The sequence below is a fragment of the Flavobacterium anhuiense genome, from assembly GCF_900101855.1.
GTDB lineage: Bacteria > Bacteroidota > Bacteroidia > Flavobacteriales > Flavobacteriaceae > Flavobacterium > Flavobacterium anhuiense.
This window is the reverse complement of sequence record NZ_FMVC01000004.1, coordinates 557,634-574,132: the sequence shown is the minus strand read 5'-3', so window position 1 is coordinate 574,132 and position 16,499 is coordinate 557,634. Positions and strand designations below refer to the sequence as shown.

Below are 16,499 nucleotides of genomic sequence, written 5' to 3'. Positions count from 1 at the left end.
TGATGATCTTACATATGAACAACTTTATACTAATATTTCTCTTTCTTTCGCTGGGTTTGGTTTTACAGCACGTAAAACAGTTTCCCACTCATATCTATAAGACGCTCAATAAAATTGTTATTTATTTCTGCCTTCCTGCCATTACTTTATATCATATTCCTAAAATAAAATGGAGCAGCGAATTGCTATTTCCAATAGGAGCGGGGTGGATTACTTATATTCTGGCTTTTATTTTTTTTCATTTTTTAGGAAGAAGAAATGGCTGGTCCAATAAACTGATTGGCTGTTTGATTTTGACAGCAGGATTAAGCAACAGTTCTTTTTTAGGATACCCGATTATTGAGGCTTTGTTTGGAAAGAAAGGTTTGGAAACGGCTGTATTAGTTGATCAGCCGGGAACTTTTGTAGTAGTTTCAACACTTGGGGTTTTTACAGCGGCTTTTTATTCTAAAGGAAGTCCGAATGCCTTAGGAATTTTCAAAAAAATTATCACGTTTCCGCCATTTCTGATGTTTGTTTTGGCATGTCTAATGAATATTTTCGATTATAATTTAAATGATAACTTTCAGTCAGTATTGCTAAAAATAGGAAGTTTAGTAACACCTTTAGCTTTGCTTTCTGTTGGTTTGCAATTGACTTTTGATAGAAAAAGCCAGCATTGGAAATTTTTACGACTTGGACTTTTCTTTAAATTGCTTTTGATTCCTTTTATAATTTTTGTGCTATATGTTTTTATTTTTAACCAACATTCTGAAGTCATAAAAATTACAATAATGGAAACCGCCATGGCGCCCATGATAACGGGTGCGATCTTAGCTTCAACTTATGGATTAAAACCAAAATTAAGCAGTATGATGATCGGTTTTGGAATTCCAATTTCCTTTGTTACGCTTGCTTTTTGGTATTTTGTTTTGAGTTTTATTTAGGAGTAAAATACTAATTATATCGACAAAGTAGAATTTTAACTTTTTTTAAGAAAATCAATGTTTTCTATATGCTTTTTTTGGTTAATTTTAGATGAACTAAAAAAATGAAATTATGTCAACATTAAGATTAGGCGATATAGCTCCGGACTTTCAAGCAGAAACCACGCAAGGACCAATTAATTTTCACGAATGGTTAGGAGATTCGTGGGGTGTTTTATTTTCACATCCAGCAGATTTTACGCCAGTTTGTACTACTGAATTGGGAACTGTGGCGAATTATGTGCCAGAATTCAAAAAAAGAAATACTAAAGTTATTGCTCTGAGTGTAGACGGTTTAGATTCGCATAAAGAGTGGATTAAAGATATCAACGAAACTCAAAATACAGAAGTAAATTTCCCAATCATTGCCGATGAGGATAAGAAAGTAGCAAATCTATACGATATGCTTCATCCAAATGCAAGCGATAAATTTACAGTGCGTTCTGTTTTCGTTATCGGACCAGATAAAAAAATAAAATTGACTTTGACTTATCCAGCTTCAACTGGAAGAAATTTTGACGAATTACTTCGTGTAATTGACAGTTTACAATTGACTGCCAATTATAGCGTTGCCACTCCTGCAAACTGGAAAGATGGAGAAGATGTGGTAATCGCACCTGCAATTCCAGATAGCGATATTCCAGCTAAATTTCCAAAAGGACATACGCCAATCAAACCTTATTTGAGATTGACTCCGCAGCCGAATAAATAATTTTTATAGGGGCAAAGGTTCAAAGTAACAAAGAGACAAAGTTAAAAAGGCTGAGATTTTTCAAACAGAAAAATCTCAGCCTTTTTATTTTTACCAGGACCTTTATTACTCTGTCCCTTTGTTACTTTGTCCCTTTTAAAAAAAGAAATTACTTGGCCGCCAACAAAGCATTCATTCTTTTCTTATCTCCTACAACCCAGAGAATATCATTTTTCTCTAATATCAAACTAGATTCTGGATTTAGAATACGGTTTCCGTTTCGTTCAATTCCTACGACCATTCCGTCTGTTTTGGCTCTGAACTGTCCGATGCTTTTTTGAATAAACTCGTCTTGAAAAACTTCAAGCTGTCGTAAAACAATATCGGTTTCTTCTACTTTTGTAGGCGGTTCTGTTTCGTTTTGAGTTAAGAATTTGGTGAATTCTGCTATTTGTGCATCAGTTCCAATTACACATATTTCATCGCCTGGAAATAGACGTTCCGTTTTCGTCGGAATTGGAATGGTGACTTCTCCTCGTTTAATGTAGGCGATATTAATTCCTAATTGTTCACGAATTTTGAGTTCCTGTAAAGTCTGACCCACTAAATTTGATTCTTTTTTAATTTCGAAGAAAGACATGTGTCCGTCCCACGGCATTAAATTGGCATATCGTCTATCGATCTTTTTGTTTTCGCGATCGTTTAGATTTTTCAAAAAGTGATTTTCAATTTTATGGTATTGCTCATTTAGTTTTTTAGGGAAAATTTGATAAGCTCCTATTGCAATAATCAGCGCTACGAAAGCTACTAAAGGGGAGAAGAAAATATTCAATAAAAACCCGACAAAGAATAGGCCGAGACTCATTCTTATCAGAATCAGCATTAAAAGTGCGCCACGATATTTGCGTTCTTCCCAAAGGGTTTCAACTTCATCTACTTTTACTCGACGGAGCGAAAGTGCCCATAAAAATGGAGCAATTACAACCAGAGTCAATAAAGCGGCTAATGTATTTCCGAATCGTGTATCGGCAACCAATGGCGCTACAAATTTGGAGGACAATAATATAATGGCTGTAATAATAATGGTATGAAGAATAATTTGCGTAATCGAAGAACGAAGTACAATTTGCCAAGTACTGACAGATTTAATGGCTTGTGCATTTACACTATAACGGTTAATGTTTTTAACCCATCTTTTAGGCATTTTTGCCTCTAAAAAGAAAGCAAAACGTTCAGAATATTTAATTAAGAAAGGTGTGGTAAATGTCGTGATTGCAGATACAGCCACAATAATTGGGTACAAGAAATCACTAGTAACTTTTAAGGACATTCCAAGAGTGGCAATAATAAATGAGAACTCTCCAATTTGTGCCAAACTCATTCCGGTTTGAACAGATTGTTTTAACGGCTGGCCAGAAATCAAAGCACCAATAGAAGAACTAAAAGCTTTTCCGAATATGGTCAGTAAAGTAATTATGGCGACAGGGAGTGCATAATTTATCAATGTTACAGGATTAATTAACATTCCGACAGATACAAAGAAAACAGCACCAAAAAAATCTTTTACAGGCTGAATTAAATGTTCAATTTTCTCTGCCATTGTAGTTTCAGCAATAATAGATCCCATGATAAAAGCGCCTAATGCTGGAGAAAAACCAACATTTGAAGCAAAAATGACCATCATTAGACATAATGCTAATGAGATGATGAGTAGCATTTCATCTGTCATCAGATGTTTAGCTTTTTTGAAAATAGTTGGAATAATAAAGATTCCCCCTAAAAACCAGATAATTAAAAAGAAAATAAGTTTTAAAACAGATTGTAATAATGCTGTTCCCGAAACCTGATCGCTTACAGCAATAGTTGATAGCAAAACCAGCATCAGAATTGCCACAATATCTTCGACGATTAAAGCTCCGAAAACAATTCCGACGAACTTTTTTCCTTTTACGCCCAACTCATCAAAAGCTCTGATAATAATAGTTGTGGACGAAATAGAAAGTGTGGCTCCCAAGAAAATACTGTCCATTTTTCCCCAGCCCATCCATTGCCCGACTGCGTAACCAATTACGGTCATAAACAAGATCTGGGTTATGGCGGTGACAGAAGAAGTCCCTCCAACCTTCATTAGTTTCTTAAAGCTGAATTCGAGTCCTAAACTGAAAAGTAAAAATATAACCCCAATTTCTGCCCAAACTTCGACACTTTTCATATCGGTGATAGATGGGAAGAAATCAAAATGGTTTCCAGCTAAAAATCCTGCAATAAGGTAACCTAAAACCAAAGGCTGTTTCATTTTTCTAAATAATAGAACAGCGATTCCGGCGGTCATCAGGATTAATCCTAAATCACTAATTAAAGGTTGTAAGTGGTGTGAAGTTTCCGCAGCGGCATTTAATGCAATCATATAAAAACGTGGTATTTTTTTAGCGGCTGATCCAGCTTTTTATTTCAAATGAAATTCATTGGCTCCTATTAAAATAAAAGGAGTCTAACCTGGATTTGCCTCTGGATTTAATAAAAAAAAGCTATCTCGATAAAGATAGCTTTTTTTGGTAAAATATTTGGTATTTTTCTTAAATTCCTGTGTAATTACTAGGCGTTATAGCCAATAATTCTGCTCTAACGGCATCTGAAACTTCCAGAGTGGCAATAAAGTTATGAATCGCATTTTTGTCGATTGCTTCATTAGTTCTTGTTAATCCTTTTAAAGCTTCGTAAGGGTTTGGATACGCTTCGCGACGTAAAATAGTTTGAATAGCTTCAGCAACTACTGCCCAGTTTTTCTCTAAATCTTCAGCAAATTTACTTTCGTTTAAAAGCAATTTATTTAATCCTTTCAAAGTAGCTTCAAAAGCAATAACTGTATGTCCAAAAGGAACACCAACATTACGTAAAACAGTACTGTCAGTTAGGTCACGCTGTAATCTTGAGATTGGTAATTTTGCAGAAAGGTGTTCAAAAATAGCATTTGCAATTCCTAAGTTTCCTTCTGAGTTTTCAAAATCAATTGGATTTACTTTGTGTGGCATTGCAGACGAACCAATTTCTCCAGCTTTGATTTTTTGTTTGAAATAATCCATTGAAACATACGTCCAGATATCGCGATCTAAATCGATGATAATCGTATTGATTCTTTTTAAAGCATCAAAGAAAGCGGCAAAATGATCGTAGTGCTCAATTTGAGTAGTTGGGAAAGAATGTTTTAAACCAAGATCAGTTTCAACAAATTTATTTCCGAATTGTTTCCAGTCAATTTGTGGATATGCTACGTGGTGCGCATTGAAATTTCCGGTTGCTCCTCCAAATTTAGCAGCAAACGGAATGTTAAATAACAAACGCATTTGCTCTTCTAAACGCTCTACGAAAACCAAAATCTCTTTTCCTAAACGAGTAGGAGATGCAGGCTGTCCGTGTGTACGTGCCAGCATTGGAATGTCTTTCCACTCAACGCTCAATTCTTTTAATTTTGCAATTACAGCAATTAAAGTTGGCATATAAACTTGCTCAAACGCTTCTTTTGTAGAAAGCGGAATGGCAGTGTTATTAATATCTTGAGACGTTAATCCGAAGTGAATGAACTCTTTGTATTGAGATAAACCTAATTTCTCAAAAGCATCTTTAATAAAGTATTCAACCGCTTTTACGTCATGATTGGTTACTTTCTCTGTTTCTTTAATCCAAAGAGCATCTTCAGTTGAGAAGTTTTTGTAGATGTTTCTCAAGCTTTCAAATAGACTAGAATCAATACCTTGCAACTGAGGCAACGGAATTTGGCATAAAGCAATGAAGTATTCCACTTCAACCAAAACGCGGTATTTTATTAAAGCTTCTTCAGAGAAGAAAGGTGCTAAATTTTGAGTTTTATTTCTATATCTTCCGTCAATTGGTGATATAGCATTCAATTCGTTTAGAGTAGTCATTGTGATGTTGTTTTTTCGAAAGGTGCAAATATAAGGTATTGTTAAAACTTCTGAAAGCTATATTTGAGCTTAAATCATGGTTTTGAAAATTTTATCCCAAATGGTAAAGTAAAAACCGTAATTGTGAGACTCATTTTTATGATGATCGTTATGGAATTTAGTAGTCGAAATCCATTTTGTAAAGGAATTGCTGTACCAAAAAGATGGAAATATGTCTTTTTTTAAATGCCCGAATATTCCATAAGACAGATTTAAAACGAGATAAATAATGATGCTCAAATAATTAAACTTCAAAATCGTAATTAAAAACAGCCATATAAAGCCAAAACCCAAAGTTTCTATCGGATGAAGAACATATAAACTATAAACATTAGTTTCTACATGCGTGTGATGCAATTTATGAATTGGGTAAAGCCATTTTAAATGATGAACCAGAAAATGAAAAATGAACATGAAAAGATCCATCAGAAGAATCAATAAAAGAGTATCAAAAATGATAAGTTTAATAGAGGCTGAAAAATCTACTTTCATAATTCCGTAGCGATACAATTCAAAACCGATTAAAGTGATGAATGTATTGCAAAGCAGCGTAGAAAGCACCCATTTTCGATCTTTATTCTTTAAAAAAGTGTTTTCGGGTTCTAGCATCTTTCCAATTAAAACCGATAAAACAACCAGCGCAGAGTTTTCAATTAAAAAGAAAACAAAGAGGCAGAATAGATTAAACGGAAATAATTGCTGTAACCAACTTTCAAAAATCATGTTGTTTTTTCTAAATTCAATAATTTCTCCCTTAAATCGGCAACTCCTTCAGAAGCAAATTTGGCAATGGTTTCAACTTTATTTCTAAGATTCGGAATCGAAATAGGTTTCGGATCAATATAAAAAACAGGAGTTGTGCTTGGAGTATAAGAAATTAATCCAGCGGCAGGATAAACTTGCAGAGAAGTCCCGATTACAGCAAAATAATCTGCGGTTTCTGTAATGTCAATAGCTTCTTCGAGTGCAGGAACTTCTTCGCCAAACCAAACAATATGCGGGCGTAATTGATATCCGTTCAAATCTAAATCTCCTGTAAGTAAATCTTCTGTCCAATCTAAAATCAGGTTTTTATTTTGAGTGCTTCGCACTTTTAGCAGTTCGCCATGTAAATGCAAAACGTTTGTGCTTCCTGCGCGTTCATGAAGGTCGTCAACATTTTGAGTTATAATCTGTACGTCAAAGTCTTTTTCCAATTCAGCCAAAATAATATGACCCAAATTCGGATTTACTTCTTTTAACTGTTGGCGTCTTTTATTGTAGAAATCCAGAACCAATTCCTGATTTTTATGCCAGCCTTGTGGAGTTGCGACCTCCATAACATCATGTCCTTCCCATAAACCATCACTGTCGCGAAAAGTTTTAATGCCGCTTTCAGCGCTAATTCCTGCTCCTGTTAAAACAACCAGTTTCTTTTTCATTCGTAGTTATATTAAAAGATAAAAATAGTGATTTCTTTATTCAATGTTTAGTAAATAGCGAGGAGAAACTATACTTTTTGGGATAAAAGAATGGGGGTTTATACGCTTTGTCTCTCTTTCTGAATTATTTAATTTTAATGTTCTATTTGAAAAAAGCGTTTCTAAATGATTTTAATTCAATTTACAGGGCTTTCTGGTTCAGGGAAAACGACTTTGGCAGAAAATGTCAGGCATCTGCTGCTTCAAAATAATTACGAAGCTGAAATAGTAGATGGTGATGTTTATCGGCAGACAATCTGTAAAGATTTGGGATTTTCTAAAGAAGACCGATGCGAAAATGTACGGCGTCTTTTTAAGGTTGGCCGAAGTTTAATCGAGGAAAATAAAATCGTTTTGATGTCGGTTATAAATCCGTATGAAAATGTTAGAAGTGAATTAAGAGCTTTTGAATTTGTAAAAACGGTATTCCTTGATTGCTCTATTGCTAATTTGATTGAAAGAGATCCGAAGGGATTATACAAAAGAGCATTACTGCCAGATCATGATCAAAATAAAATTAGAAGTTTTACGGGTATAAGCGATGTTTTTGAAATTCCAGAAAAAGCAGATCTAGTACTAAAAACAGATTCAGAAGCTGTTTTGGTTTCTGCCAATAAACTCTACAATTTTATAATTAGCAATTTAAAATCTTAAGGTTATGAATCCTTCTTCCTGCCAGCTTCCCATTTCTTTTTCAATAGAAAAACTGCAAAACGATTTACAGACTTGCGAGACCAATTTATGGACACCGCATTTTAATACGAATCGTTACGAAGGAAAATGGACAAGCGTTTCTTTGCGGTCGCAATCTGGTTTGGAAACCGACATACTTTCTTTTGCAGATAAAGAATATAAAAATACGCCTTTGTTGGATAGCTGTCCGTATTTTAAAGAAATAATGGATTGGTTTGAATGCGAAAAAGAAGCGGTGAGATTACTAAGACTGGGTCCTAATAGTGAGATAAAAGAGCATGTTGATAATGATACGTCGTATGAAGATGGTTTTTTCAGGATTCATGTTCCTATTGTAACCAATTCTGAAGTTTATTTTTATGTAGATAAAAAACTAGTTCCAATGAAAATGGGAGAGTGTTGGTATGCCAATTTTCAATTGCCGCACAGTGTTCAGAATAAAAGTTCAGAACCTAGAATTCATTTGACTTTAGATTGCATAAGAAATGATTGGTCTGATGAATTGTTTTCTAAAATGGGTTTTGATGTGAATTTCGTACCCAAAATACAGCATTCAGATGAGGTAAAACGACAGATTATTGCAGAGCTTTCCAGAAACCCATCTGAAACCAATGCTAAGATTATTGCCGAACTTCAATCACAAATGAACCCATAAAAATGGAAAGTATACAGCATCTTATCTCAAATTGGATTCCGATTAAATTGATTGAAAAAGAAAATGAAGTCTATTTTGAATGGCTTTATTTTTCTGATATTCCTTTTGCAGATCCTTTTTTTGAAGAAACAATTGCGAAATGTAGAAGCCACAACTATAATTCAAAACTGTTTAAATTAATAAGTACAACAGAAAATCTAATTGAATGGTCTAACGAACTCGAATTTGTACCATTAAAAGGATTTGTTTTTCATATATCAAGATGTGGCTCTACTATGTTAAGTCAGTGCTTAGCGACTTCGTCTGAAAACATTATGGTGTCTGAAGCTCCAATTGTCGATCAGATTTTAAGAAGCGATGCTTTTGATGCAGGTACTAAAACCATTTTGCTTCAATCGCTTATAAGATTGTTTGGACAGAAACGATCTACTGAACAAAAAAATCTGATTATAAAACTAGACGCGTGGAGCATTTTTGAGGCTTCTTATTTGCGATCGGTTTTTCCTAAAATTCCTTTTGCATTACTGTATCGAAATCCAGGAGAAGTTTTAAGGTCGCACCAAAAGATGGCGGGTATGCATATGATTCCAAATTTAATTCCGTCGAGTGTTTTTGGAATTACTTCTAAAGAAGTTCAAGAGGTAAGTTTTCAGCAGTATCAAGCTTTGGTTTTAGAAAAATATTTTCAAGGTTTTCTCCATTTTTATGAAAAAGACAGCAATGTGATACTGCTGAATTATAATGATGGAATGAAAAATGTCGTAGAAAGATTTATAGCTTTCATAAATGTCAAATTTTCCGAAATTGAATTAAATGGCATGTTGGAACGACTTAAAAAACATTCTAAAAATGAAAATACTGTTTTTATTGGAGATTCTTACAAAGACGATATTTTGTCTATTAATTTGAATGAAGTTAATCTGCTTCACGAAAAGCTGAATGCCAATTTCATTGAAGATTTGGCGCGTTGAAAATTTGCACGAAGCTTCTTTTTCTTTTATTTATGTATTTTTGCGCCAAACTTAAATAAAATGATTGATTTAGATTATCTCGCATTCTTAGAAAACATATTAACTGAAAATAGAAAAGCTAATTTTTTAAAAGTACTAGAAAATAGAACAAAACATTTTACAGTTGCAGTAGAAGATGTTTATCAGATGCATAATACAAGTGCGGTAATGCGAAGCTGTGAAGTTTTTGGAATTCAGGAATTAAATGTAATTGAACAGCGCTTTGGAAAAAGAATCGATAAAGAAATTGCTTTAGGTGCGCAAAAATGGGTTGACATTAACCGATTTGATTCGGTTTCAGGATGCCTTTCAGATTTAAGAAGCAAAGGATACCAGATTATTGCCACAACTCCACATGAAAAAGACTGTATGCTTGAAGATTTTGATATCTCAAAACCAAGCGCTTTATTCTTTGGAACAGAAAAAGAAGGATTGTCAAAAGAAATTATGGATAACGCAGATGGTTTCTTAAAAATACCAATGGTAGGTTTTACAGAAAGTTTGAATATTTCAGTTTCTGCAGCGATTATTATTCAAAGTTTGACAAACAGACTTAGAAGATCTGATATTGATTGGAAATTAAGCGATGAAGAAATTTTAGCAAAAAGATTAGATTGGGCTAAAAATTCGATACGTGATATAAAACGAATTGAGGCAAGATATTATCAGGATAATCCTAGATAAGTCGCAGTTTTCAGTCTCAGTCACAGTTCGAAGCATAAACTAGAAATTTAGATAAATAAATAAAAGAAAAGACCGATAGTTTAAACTATCGGTCTTTTTTATGGTATTTAAAGTATCAGTCTGTAAACTAAGACTGCGACTGAATACTAAAAAAATATTTAGTTAATCAAAACCCAAGTTCCAGCAGCGATTAATGCCTCAGCTTTTTTGTACTTCATTGTTTCTGTTTTACCAGTTGCAACTTCCTGAACTGTTACAGTATCATTTCGGTTGATTTTTGGCATATCTCTAACGATAGTTTCAGTAACCTGACGCTGTTGTGTTTCTCCAGCTTCACGGTTTAAACTTTCGCTGTTTGGAATTTCGTCTTTGCTTAGTTGTAAGTTTTCTTTTGGACGAGCTACCTCTCTTGCTTCGTGAATTTCAGGAGCGTTTTGAGCAGGTAAGTCACCTTTAAATAAGAATGAAATTACTTCTTTATTAACGTTATCCAACATTCCTCTAAACAAGTTGAAAGCTTCTAATTTGTAGATAAGCAATGGATCTTTTTGCTCGTGAACCGCCAATTGAACAGATTGTTTCAATTCGTCCATTTTGCGTAAGTGTTTTTTCCAAGCTTCATCAACAATAGAAAGCGTGATGTTTTTCTCAAAATCAGCAATTAATTGAGCACCTTCGCTGTCATAAGCTTTTTTCAAGTCTGTTACCACATTCAAAGTTTTGATTCCGTCTGTAAATGGAACTACAATTCTTTCGAAATGATTGTTTGGCTCTTCGTAAACTCCTTTAATGATTGGGAAAGCTTCTCTTGCGCTTCTTTCTGTTTTTTCTGTATAGAATGCTAAGGCTTCTTTGTAAACTTTTCCAGTAACTTCAATATCATTTAATTTTGCAAATTCAGCTTCTGAAATCGGAGATGTAATTCCGAAATAACGAATCAAATCAAATTCAAATCCTTTGAAGTCATTCGCCACTTTATTATTGCTTACGATTAATTCGCAAGTGTCATAAAGCATATTCGCGATATCCAGTTTCAAACGCTCTCCAAACAATGCGTGACGACGACGTTTGTAAACTACTTCACGTTGAGAATTCATCACGTCATCATATTCTAATAAACGTTTACGAACCCCAAAGTTGTTTTCTTCTACTTTTTTCTGAGCGCGTTCGATAGATTTAGTCATCATAGAATGCTGAATAACTTCACCTTCTTTTAATCCCATTCTGTCCATTACTTTCGCAACTCTTTCAGAACCGAATAAACGCATTAAGTTATCTTCAAGGGAAACGTAGAATTGAGAACTTCCTGGATCTCCTTGACGGCCAGAACGACCGCGCAACTGTCTGTCTACACGACGAGAGTCGTGACGCTCTGTACCAACGATTGCTAAACCTCCCGCAGCTTTTACTTCTGGAGATAATTTAATATCGGTACCACGACCAGCCATGTTTGTTGCAATGGTTACAACTCCAGCTTTACCAGCTTCTTCAACGATTTGTGCCTCTTGTTTGTGCATTTTAGCGTTCAATACGTTGTGTTGGATTCCTCTCATTTTAAGCATACGGCTTAATAACTCTGAAATCTCTACAGAAGTTGTTCCAATCAATACTGGTCTTCCTGCTTTTGATAATTCAGTAACATCCTCAATTACAGCGTTGAATTTTTCGCGTGTGGTTTTGTAAATGTAATCTTCTTTATCTTGTCTCGCAATCGGACGGTTTGTCGGAATTTCAACAACATCCAATTTATAGATTTGCCATAACTCACCAGCTTCTGTAACAGCAGTACCAGTCATACCTGCTAATTTGCTGTACATTCTGAAATAGTTCTGTAATGTAACTGTTGCAAAAGTTTGAGTTGCAGCTTCGATTTTTACGTTTTCTTTTGCTTCGATCGCTTGGTGAAGACCGTCTGAATAACGGCGTCCGTCCATGATACGACCTGTCTGCTCATCGACAATCATAATTTTGTTGTCCATGATAACGTACTCTACATCTTTTTCGAATAAAGCATATGCTTTTAAAAGCTGAGTAAGAGTATGGATACGTTCGCTTTTTACGCCAAAATCTTGGAATAATCTTTCTTTGGCTTCAGCTTCCGCGTCTTTATCTAATTTTTGTTTTTCAATAGCAGCGATTTCTGTTCCGATATCTGGTAAAACGAAGAAATCTGCATCAGTATCTCCAGAAAGGTATTTGATACCGTTGTCTGTCAATTCAACTTGATTGTTTTTTTCTTCAATCACAAAATACAAAGCTTCGTCAACTTTGTGCATTTCACGATTGTTATCTTGCATATATTGATTTTCAGTTTTTTGAAGCAATTGTTTAATTCCTTCTTCACTTAAAAATTTAATTAATGCTTTATTTTTAGGTAAACTTCTGTAAGCTCTCAATAATTGGAAACCTCCATCTTTTGTATTACCTTCTTTGATTAATTTTTTAGCTTCAGCTAAGAAACCATTTGCTAACTGACGCTGTTGTGCAACTAAGTTTTCGATTTTTGGTTTCAATTCGTTGAATTCATGGCGATCTCCTTGAGGAACTGGTCCTGAAATGATAAGAGGTGTTCTAGCGTCATCAATCAATACAGAGTCAACCTCGTCGACAATGGCAAAATTGTGTTTTCTCTGCACTAAATCGCTAGGCGAGTGCGCCATGTTATCTCTTAGGTAGTCAAAACCAAATTCGTTGTTGGTTCCGTAAGTGATATCCGCATCGTAAGCTTTTTTTCTAGCTTCTGTACTTGGTTGGTGATTGTCGATACAGTCAACAGATAAACCGTGGAACTCGAATAAAGGAGCTTTCCATGTGCTATCACGTTTCGCTAAGTAGTCGTTCACCGTTACTAAATGAACACCGTTTCCAGTCAAAGCATTTAAGTAAAGTGGAAGAGTAGCTACCAAAGTTTTTCCTTCTCCCGTTTGCATTTCGGCAACTTTACCTTCGTGCAATACCATACCACCAATTAATTGAACATCGTAGTGAATCATGTCCCAAGTGATGTCTTTTCCAGCAGCATTCCATTTGTTAGCCCAAATAGCTTTATCACCATCAATAGTGATATATGATTTTGTTGCTGAAAACTCGCGATCTTTAGGAGTTGCTGTAACTTCAATGTGTGAGTTTTCTTTAAAACGGCGAGCCGTTTCTTTTACAACAGAAAAAGCTTCTGGAAGAATTTCCATTAAAGTTTTTTCTGAGATTTCATAAGCTTCTTTTTCAAGAGCATCTATTGCATCATAAATGTCTTCTCTTTTATCGATGTCTTCGATGTTTTCTACTTCGGCTTTCAGCGAAGCAATTTTAGCATCTTTTTCAGCTCTAGCTTCTTTGATTCTATCTTTAAAATAAACGGTTCTTCCTCTTAATTCGTCGTTTGTAAGACTCATTAATGGAGCTTCGAATGTTTTAATTTTATTTAAGTAAGGTTGTAAAGCTTTGACATCTTTCTGCGACTTATCGCCGACAAAGACTTTAATAATACTGTTTATGAAACTCATGATTTATTGTATTTCTTTTATTATATAATATGTATTTGAACCAAAAAAAAAGTCTCTATGATGAGACTTTTTCCTTTGGTTTATTTTTTAATATTCATCCTCATTCCAAAGATAATCTTCGTCTGTTGGATAATCAGGCCAAATTTCTTCCATTGATTCATATATCTCACCTTCATCTTCGATTGACTGAAGGTTTTCTACTACCTCTAATGGAGCACCAGCTCTAATGGCGTAGTCAATAAGTTCATCTTTGTTAGCAGGCCATGGCGCATCACTTAAATAAGATGCTAATTCTAATGTCCAATACATCTGTTATCTGTTTAGTTTGTGCAAAAATAAATTTTTTACTGAAAAAGACAAGTAAATTTTGATTTATTTTAATAAAATTTAAGAACGTCTTTGCTAGTACTCAGTTTTCAGTGCCAGTTCTCAGTTTTAAAACTGAAATTTGCTACTAACTACTGTGTTTTTCTGTATTCAGTTTTGCAGTCTGAAAATTGAAAACTGCGACTGTTTACTTTCTTGGAATCCATTTCACTTCCTCCGCTTTTAAGTCTGAGGACAACTTTCGTGCCAAGACAAAAAGGTAGTCAGAAAGTCGGTTTAGGTACTGTATTGCTATTTCCGGAACGTGTTCATTATGACTTAAATGCACTGCTAAACGTTCTGCACGACGGCAAATACAGCGTGCTATATGACAATGTGACACGGTAGGGTGCCCTCCAGGCAAAACAAAATGAGTCATTGGCGGAAGACTCTCGTCCATTTTATCTATTTCGTTTTCGAGTAATTCAATATCTGATTCAATTATTCCGAGATTTTCCAGGCGAAGTTTTCCGTTTTTTAAAACTTCTTTCTCTTGTGGAGTTGCCAAAATGGCACCAATCGTAAAAAGGCGATCTTGGATTTCGATTAAAATGGTTTTGTAATGCGAATCCATTTCCTGATCGCGAATTAATCCAATATAAGAATTCAGCTCATCAACAGTTCCATAACTGTCAATTCTGATGTGATCTTTTGGTACGCGAGTTCCTCCAAAAAGAGCCGTTGTGCCTTTATCGCCTGTTTTGGTATATACTTTCATGGTGATTGTAGATTGTTGATTTTTGATTTTAGATTTTTGATTGAAATGTTGTTGTTTAAAATTTAAGATTTAGCAAGTAATCTAAAATCTAAAATCTAAAATCAGAAATCTAAAATCGGAAATCTAAAATTATTTTTTCGTGTCGCTTTCAATTAAACCATCTCGTAAACGGATAATTCTGTGAGCATACGCAGCAATATCTTCTTCGTGAGTTACTAGGATTACAGTATTTCCTTGTGCATGAATATCTCCAAAAAGCTTCATAATTTCAACAGAAGTTTTACTGTCTAAGTTTCCTGTTGGCTCATCGGCCAGAATTATAGAAGGCTTGTTGACCAAAGCGCGGGCAACAGCAACACGCTGGCGCTGTCCTCCAGAAAGCTGATTGGGCTGGTGATCCATTCTGTCTGCCAGATTAACCTGTTTTAAAACCTCGGTTGCGCGGGCCATTCTTTCAGATTTTCCGTGACCGGCATAAATCATTGGCAAGGCAACATTATCTAAGGCAGTTGTTCTTGGTAAAAGATTGAAGGTCTGAAAAACGAAACCAATTTCTTTGTTTCTAATTTCCGCCAATTCATCATCTTTCATTTTGCTGACATCTTTTCCATTTAAAATATAACGACCCGAAGTTGGCGTATCTAAACAGCCCAATAAATTCATTAATGTAGATTTTCCTGATCCAGAAGGTCCCATTAAAGCAACATATTCGCCTTTTTGTATTTCTAGATCTATTCCCTTTAAAACATAAACTATCTCATTTCCTAAAGTAAAATTTCGTTTGATGTCGGTTATTTTAATTAATGGTTCAGCCATTTTAGTTTACAATTTTGGATTTAAAAGTACAAAACACTTTTGAATAAGTAGTTGATAATTGGTTTTTGTTACAAATCGTTTTGGCGTACAATAAAACCGGGATAATTAATAAATAGATTTTTTTAAACAAAAGCGGTTATATAATTCAGAATTAATTTTGCGTAATTCTCATTATATGTGATATTTTATAGTTTTAAAATGTTTTTTATTTTAAAAATATGATAATAATGTAATTTATTAGAATTGGTATTAAGTAAATTTGAATATATCAATTAATTAATAACTAAGATTATGGAAAACATAAAAATAACTACAGGAATTGCAGTATTAGTATTAGCATTAACATCATGTAAAGATGAAAAACAAGAAAGAGCTCAGAAAACAGTAGAAAGTTATGTAGTGTATGTTGACTCTGTTAAAAATGTTGCTGCCGCTGATTTGAAAGACAATTGGAAAAGCGTAGAAGCTGAATACGATAGAAGATCTCAAGAAGCTCAAGCCGCTTTAGCAGATATTAAAGACAATGCTGCTGCGACTGAAAAAGTAAATGCAAGTAAAATTAAATACGAAGAATTTAAAAAAGAATTGACCGCCCAATTTGCCCCTCCAACTCCTAGTCCGAAACAGCAGTTAAGAGATGCTTTGTTTGGCGCAGGAAAAATTGGTGACGATATGAATTTTAATTGGGTTAATGCCCAAAATATTCATAGTGTTTATCAGCAGTTTGTTCATACTGTAGAAAATAATAAAGATAAATATTCTAGAGAAGACTGGGATGAAATCAAATTAATGTATGAAGCGCTTGATAGCCGTAAAAATACAGTTGAGAAAGAAGGTTTGTCAGCCGAGGATAACAGAAAAATTGCTGGTTTGAAAATTAAGTTTGCACCAATGTACACTGTAAACAGAATGGGAGCTAAATCTGAAGAAAATAAAGAAGCTAAAAAATAGACTTTTAAAAATTTTGAATTAGAAA

At 34.4% G+C, this 16,499-nt stretch carries 15 protein-coding genes; 7 read left to right on the top strand and 8 right to left on the bottom strand.

The features are described from left to right. The first annotated feature begins 14 nt into the window (after positions 1-14). Entirely contained in the window at positions 15-926 is a 912-nt protein-coding gene (locus BLP44_RS13590; RefSeq protein ID WP_091133643.1) for an AEC family transporter, read from the top strand. Between the two features lie 112 nt (positions 927-1,038). Then, positions 1,039-1,677, top strand: coding sequence for a peroxiredoxin (locus BLP44_RS13585; RefSeq protein ID WP_008468040.1), 639 nt, complete (start codon positions 1,039-1,041; stop codon positions 1,675-1,677). A gap of 148 nt (positions 1,678-1,825) precedes the next feature. On the opposite strand, the gene BLP44_RS13580 is transcribed toward BLP44_RS13585, so the two are convergent. From BLP44_RS13580 to BLP44_RS13565, 4 genes are all read right to left on the bottom strand, one after another. Then, positions 1,826-4,063 (bottom strand): cation:proton antiporter domain-containing protein, encoded by a 2,238-nt coding sequence (locus BLP44_RS13580; RefSeq protein WP_091133641.1) that lies wholly within the window; start codon positions 4,061-4,063, stop codon positions 1,826-1,828. A 169-nt stretch (positions 4,064-4,232) separates the two neighbouring features. Beyond that, on the bottom strand, positions 4,233-5,579 hold the full coding sequence (gene purB, locus BLP44_RS13575) for an adenylosuccinate lyase (RefSeq protein ID WP_066033777.1): 1,347 nt from the start codon (positions 5,577-5,579) through the stop codon (positions 4,233-4,235). 69 nt (positions 5,580-5,648) lie between these two features. Continuing rightward, the gene (locus BLP44_RS13570; RefSeq protein ID WP_091133638.1) at positions 5,649-6,341 is read right to left on the bottom strand and encodes a sterol desaturase family protein; all 693 of its coding nucleotides are present in this window, start codon (positions 6,339-6,341) and stop codon (positions 5,649-5,651) included. Continuing rightward, positions 6,338-7,039: an SIR2 family NAD-dependent protein deacylase gene (locus tag BLP44_RS13565; protein ID WP_091133636.1), complete on the bottom strand. Its 702-nt coding sequence runs from the start codon at positions 7,037-7,039 to the stop codon at positions 6,338-6,340. The genes BLP44_RS13570 and BLP44_RS13565 overlap by 4 nt, the downstream gene beginning before the upstream one ends. Positions 7,040-7,204: 165 nt before the next feature. Here BLP44_RS13565 and cysC point away from each other — a divergent pair, with 165 nt between their 5' ends. The 4 genes from cysC to BLP44_RS13545 are packed head-to-tail and all read left to right on the top strand — an operon-like array spanning position 7,205 to position 10,120. Continuing rightward, entirely contained in the window at positions 7,205-7,732 is a 528-nt protein-coding gene (cysC, locus tag BLP44_RS13560; protein ID WP_091133634.1) for an adenylyl-sulfate kinase, read from the top strand. Between the two features lie 4 nt (positions 7,733-7,736). Continuing rightward, a complete protein-coding gene (locus tag BLP44_RS13555; RefSeq protein ID WP_091133632.1) occupies positions 7,737-8,426 on the top strand; it encodes an aspartyl/asparaginyl beta-hydroxylase domain-containing protein in 690 nt (229 codons plus the stop codon). A 2-nt stretch (positions 8,427-8,428) separates the two neighbouring features. Next, the gene (locus BLP44_RS13550) at positions 8,429-9,397 is read left to right on the top strand and encodes a sulfotransferase family protein (RefSeq protein WP_091133630.1); all 969 of its coding nucleotides are present in this window, start codon (positions 8,429-8,431) and stop codon (positions 9,395-9,397) included. Positions 9,398-9,457: 60 nt separating this feature from the next. Continuing rightward, positions 9,458-10,120, top strand: coding sequence for a TrmH family RNA methyltransferase (locus BLP44_RS13545; RefSeq protein WP_091133628.1), 663 nt, complete (start codon positions 9,458-9,460; stop codon positions 10,118-10,120). A 158-nt stretch (positions 10,121-10,278) separates the two neighbouring features. Here BLP44_RS13545 and secA read toward each other — a convergent pair whose 3' ends face one another. The 4 genes from secA to BLP44_RS13525 all read right to left on the bottom strand — a co-directional run bounded on the left by secA (position 10,279) and on the right by BLP44_RS13525 (position 15,523). After that, positions 10,279-13,623, bottom strand: coding sequence for a preprotein translocase subunit SecA (secA, locus tag BLP44_RS13540; protein ID WP_008468051.1), 3,345 nt, complete (start codon positions 13,621-13,623; stop codon positions 10,279-10,281). Positions 13,624-13,710: 87 nt separating this feature from the next. Continuing rightward, on the bottom strand, positions 13,711-13,932 hold the full coding sequence (locus tag BLP44_RS13535) for a DUF2795 domain-containing protein (protein WP_007138072.1): 222 nt from the start codon (positions 13,930-13,932) through the stop codon (positions 13,711-13,713). Between the two features lie 205 nt (positions 13,933-14,137). Further along, complete coding sequence (locus tag BLP44_RS13530) at positions 14,138-14,707, bottom strand: cob(I)yrinic acid a,c-diamide adenosyltransferase (protein ID WP_091133626.1); 570 nt, start codon at positions 14,705-14,707, stop codon at positions 14,138-14,140. A gap of 129 nt (positions 14,708-14,836) precedes the next feature. Continuing rightward, positions 14,837-15,523 carry an ABC transporter ATP-binding protein gene (locus tag BLP44_RS13525; protein WP_091133623.1) on the bottom strand — a complete coding sequence of 229 codons (687 nt, stop codon included), beginning with the start codon at positions 15,521-15,523 and terminating at the stop codon, positions 14,837-14,839. Positions 15,524-15,814: 291 nt separating this feature from the next. Between BLP44_RS13525 and BLP44_RS13520 the strand changes: the two genes are divergently transcribed. Continuing rightward, complete coding sequence (locus BLP44_RS13520; RefSeq protein ID WP_091133621.1) at positions 15,815-16,474, top strand: DUF6565 domain-containing protein; 660 nt, start codon at positions 15,815-15,817, stop codon at positions 16,472-16,474. Positions 16,475-16,499: the final 25 nt, after the last annotated feature.

Excerpts from the sequence above, each read along its gene's own strand:
- BLP44_RS13530 (WP_091133626.1), bottom strand. The coding sequence starts at position 14,707 with ATGAAAGTATATACCAAAACAGGCGATAAAGGCACAACGGCTCTTTTT.
- BLP44_RS13570 (WP_091133638.1), bottom strand. The coding sequence starts at position 6,341 with ATGATTTTTGAAAGTTGGTTACAGCAATTATTTCCGTTTAATCTATTC.
- BLP44_RS13520 (WP_091133621.1), top strand. The coding sequence starts at position 15,815 with ATGGAAAACATAAAAATAACTACAGGAATTGCAGTATTAGTATTAGCA.
- BLP44_RS13565 (WP_091133636.1), bottom strand. The coding sequence starts at position 7,039 with ATGAAAAAGAAACTGGTTGTTTTAACAGGAGCAGGAATTAGCGCTGAA.
- BLP44_RS13585 (WP_008468040.1), top strand. The coding sequence starts at position 1,039 with ATGTCAACATTAAGATTAGGCGATATAGCTCCGGACTTTCAAGCAGAA.
- BLP44_RS13580 (WP_091133641.1), bottom strand. The coding sequence starts at position 4,063 with ATGATTGCATTAAATGCCGCTGCGGAAACTTCACACCACTTACAACCT.
- purB (WP_066033777.1), bottom strand. The coding sequence starts at position 5,579 with ATGACTACTCTAAACGAATTGAATGCTATATCACCAATTGACGGAAGA.
- cysC (WP_091133634.1), top strand. The coding sequence starts at position 7,205 with ATGATTTTAATTCAATTTACAGGGCTTTCTGGTTCAGGGAAAACGACT.
- BLP44_RS13555 (WP_091133632.1), top strand. The coding sequence starts at position 7,737 with ATGAATCCTTCTTCCTGCCAGCTTCCCATTTCTTTTTCAATAGAAAAA.
- BLP44_RS13545 (WP_091133628.1), top strand. The coding sequence starts at position 9,458 with ATGATTGATTTAGATTATCTCGCATTCTTAGAAAACATATTAACTGAA.
- secA (WP_008468051.1), bottom strand. The coding sequence starts at position 13,623 with ATGAGTTTCATAAACAGTATTATTAAAGTCTTTGTCGGCGATAAGTCG.
- BLP44_RS13535 (WP_007138072.1), bottom strand. The coding sequence starts at position 13,932 with ATGTATTGGACATTAGAATTAGCATCTTATTTAAGTGATGCGCCATGG.
- BLP44_RS13550 (WP_091133630.1), top strand. The coding sequence starts at position 8,429 with ATGGAAAGTATACAGCATCTTATCTCAAATTGGATTCCGATTAAATTG.
- BLP44_RS13590 (WP_091133643.1), top strand. The coding sequence starts at position 15 with ATGAACAACTTTATACTAATATTTCTCTTTCTTTCGCTGGGTTTGGTT.
- BLP44_RS13525 (WP_091133623.1), bottom strand. The coding sequence starts at position 15,523 with ATGGCTGAACCATTAATTAAAATAACCGACATCAAACGAAATTTTACT.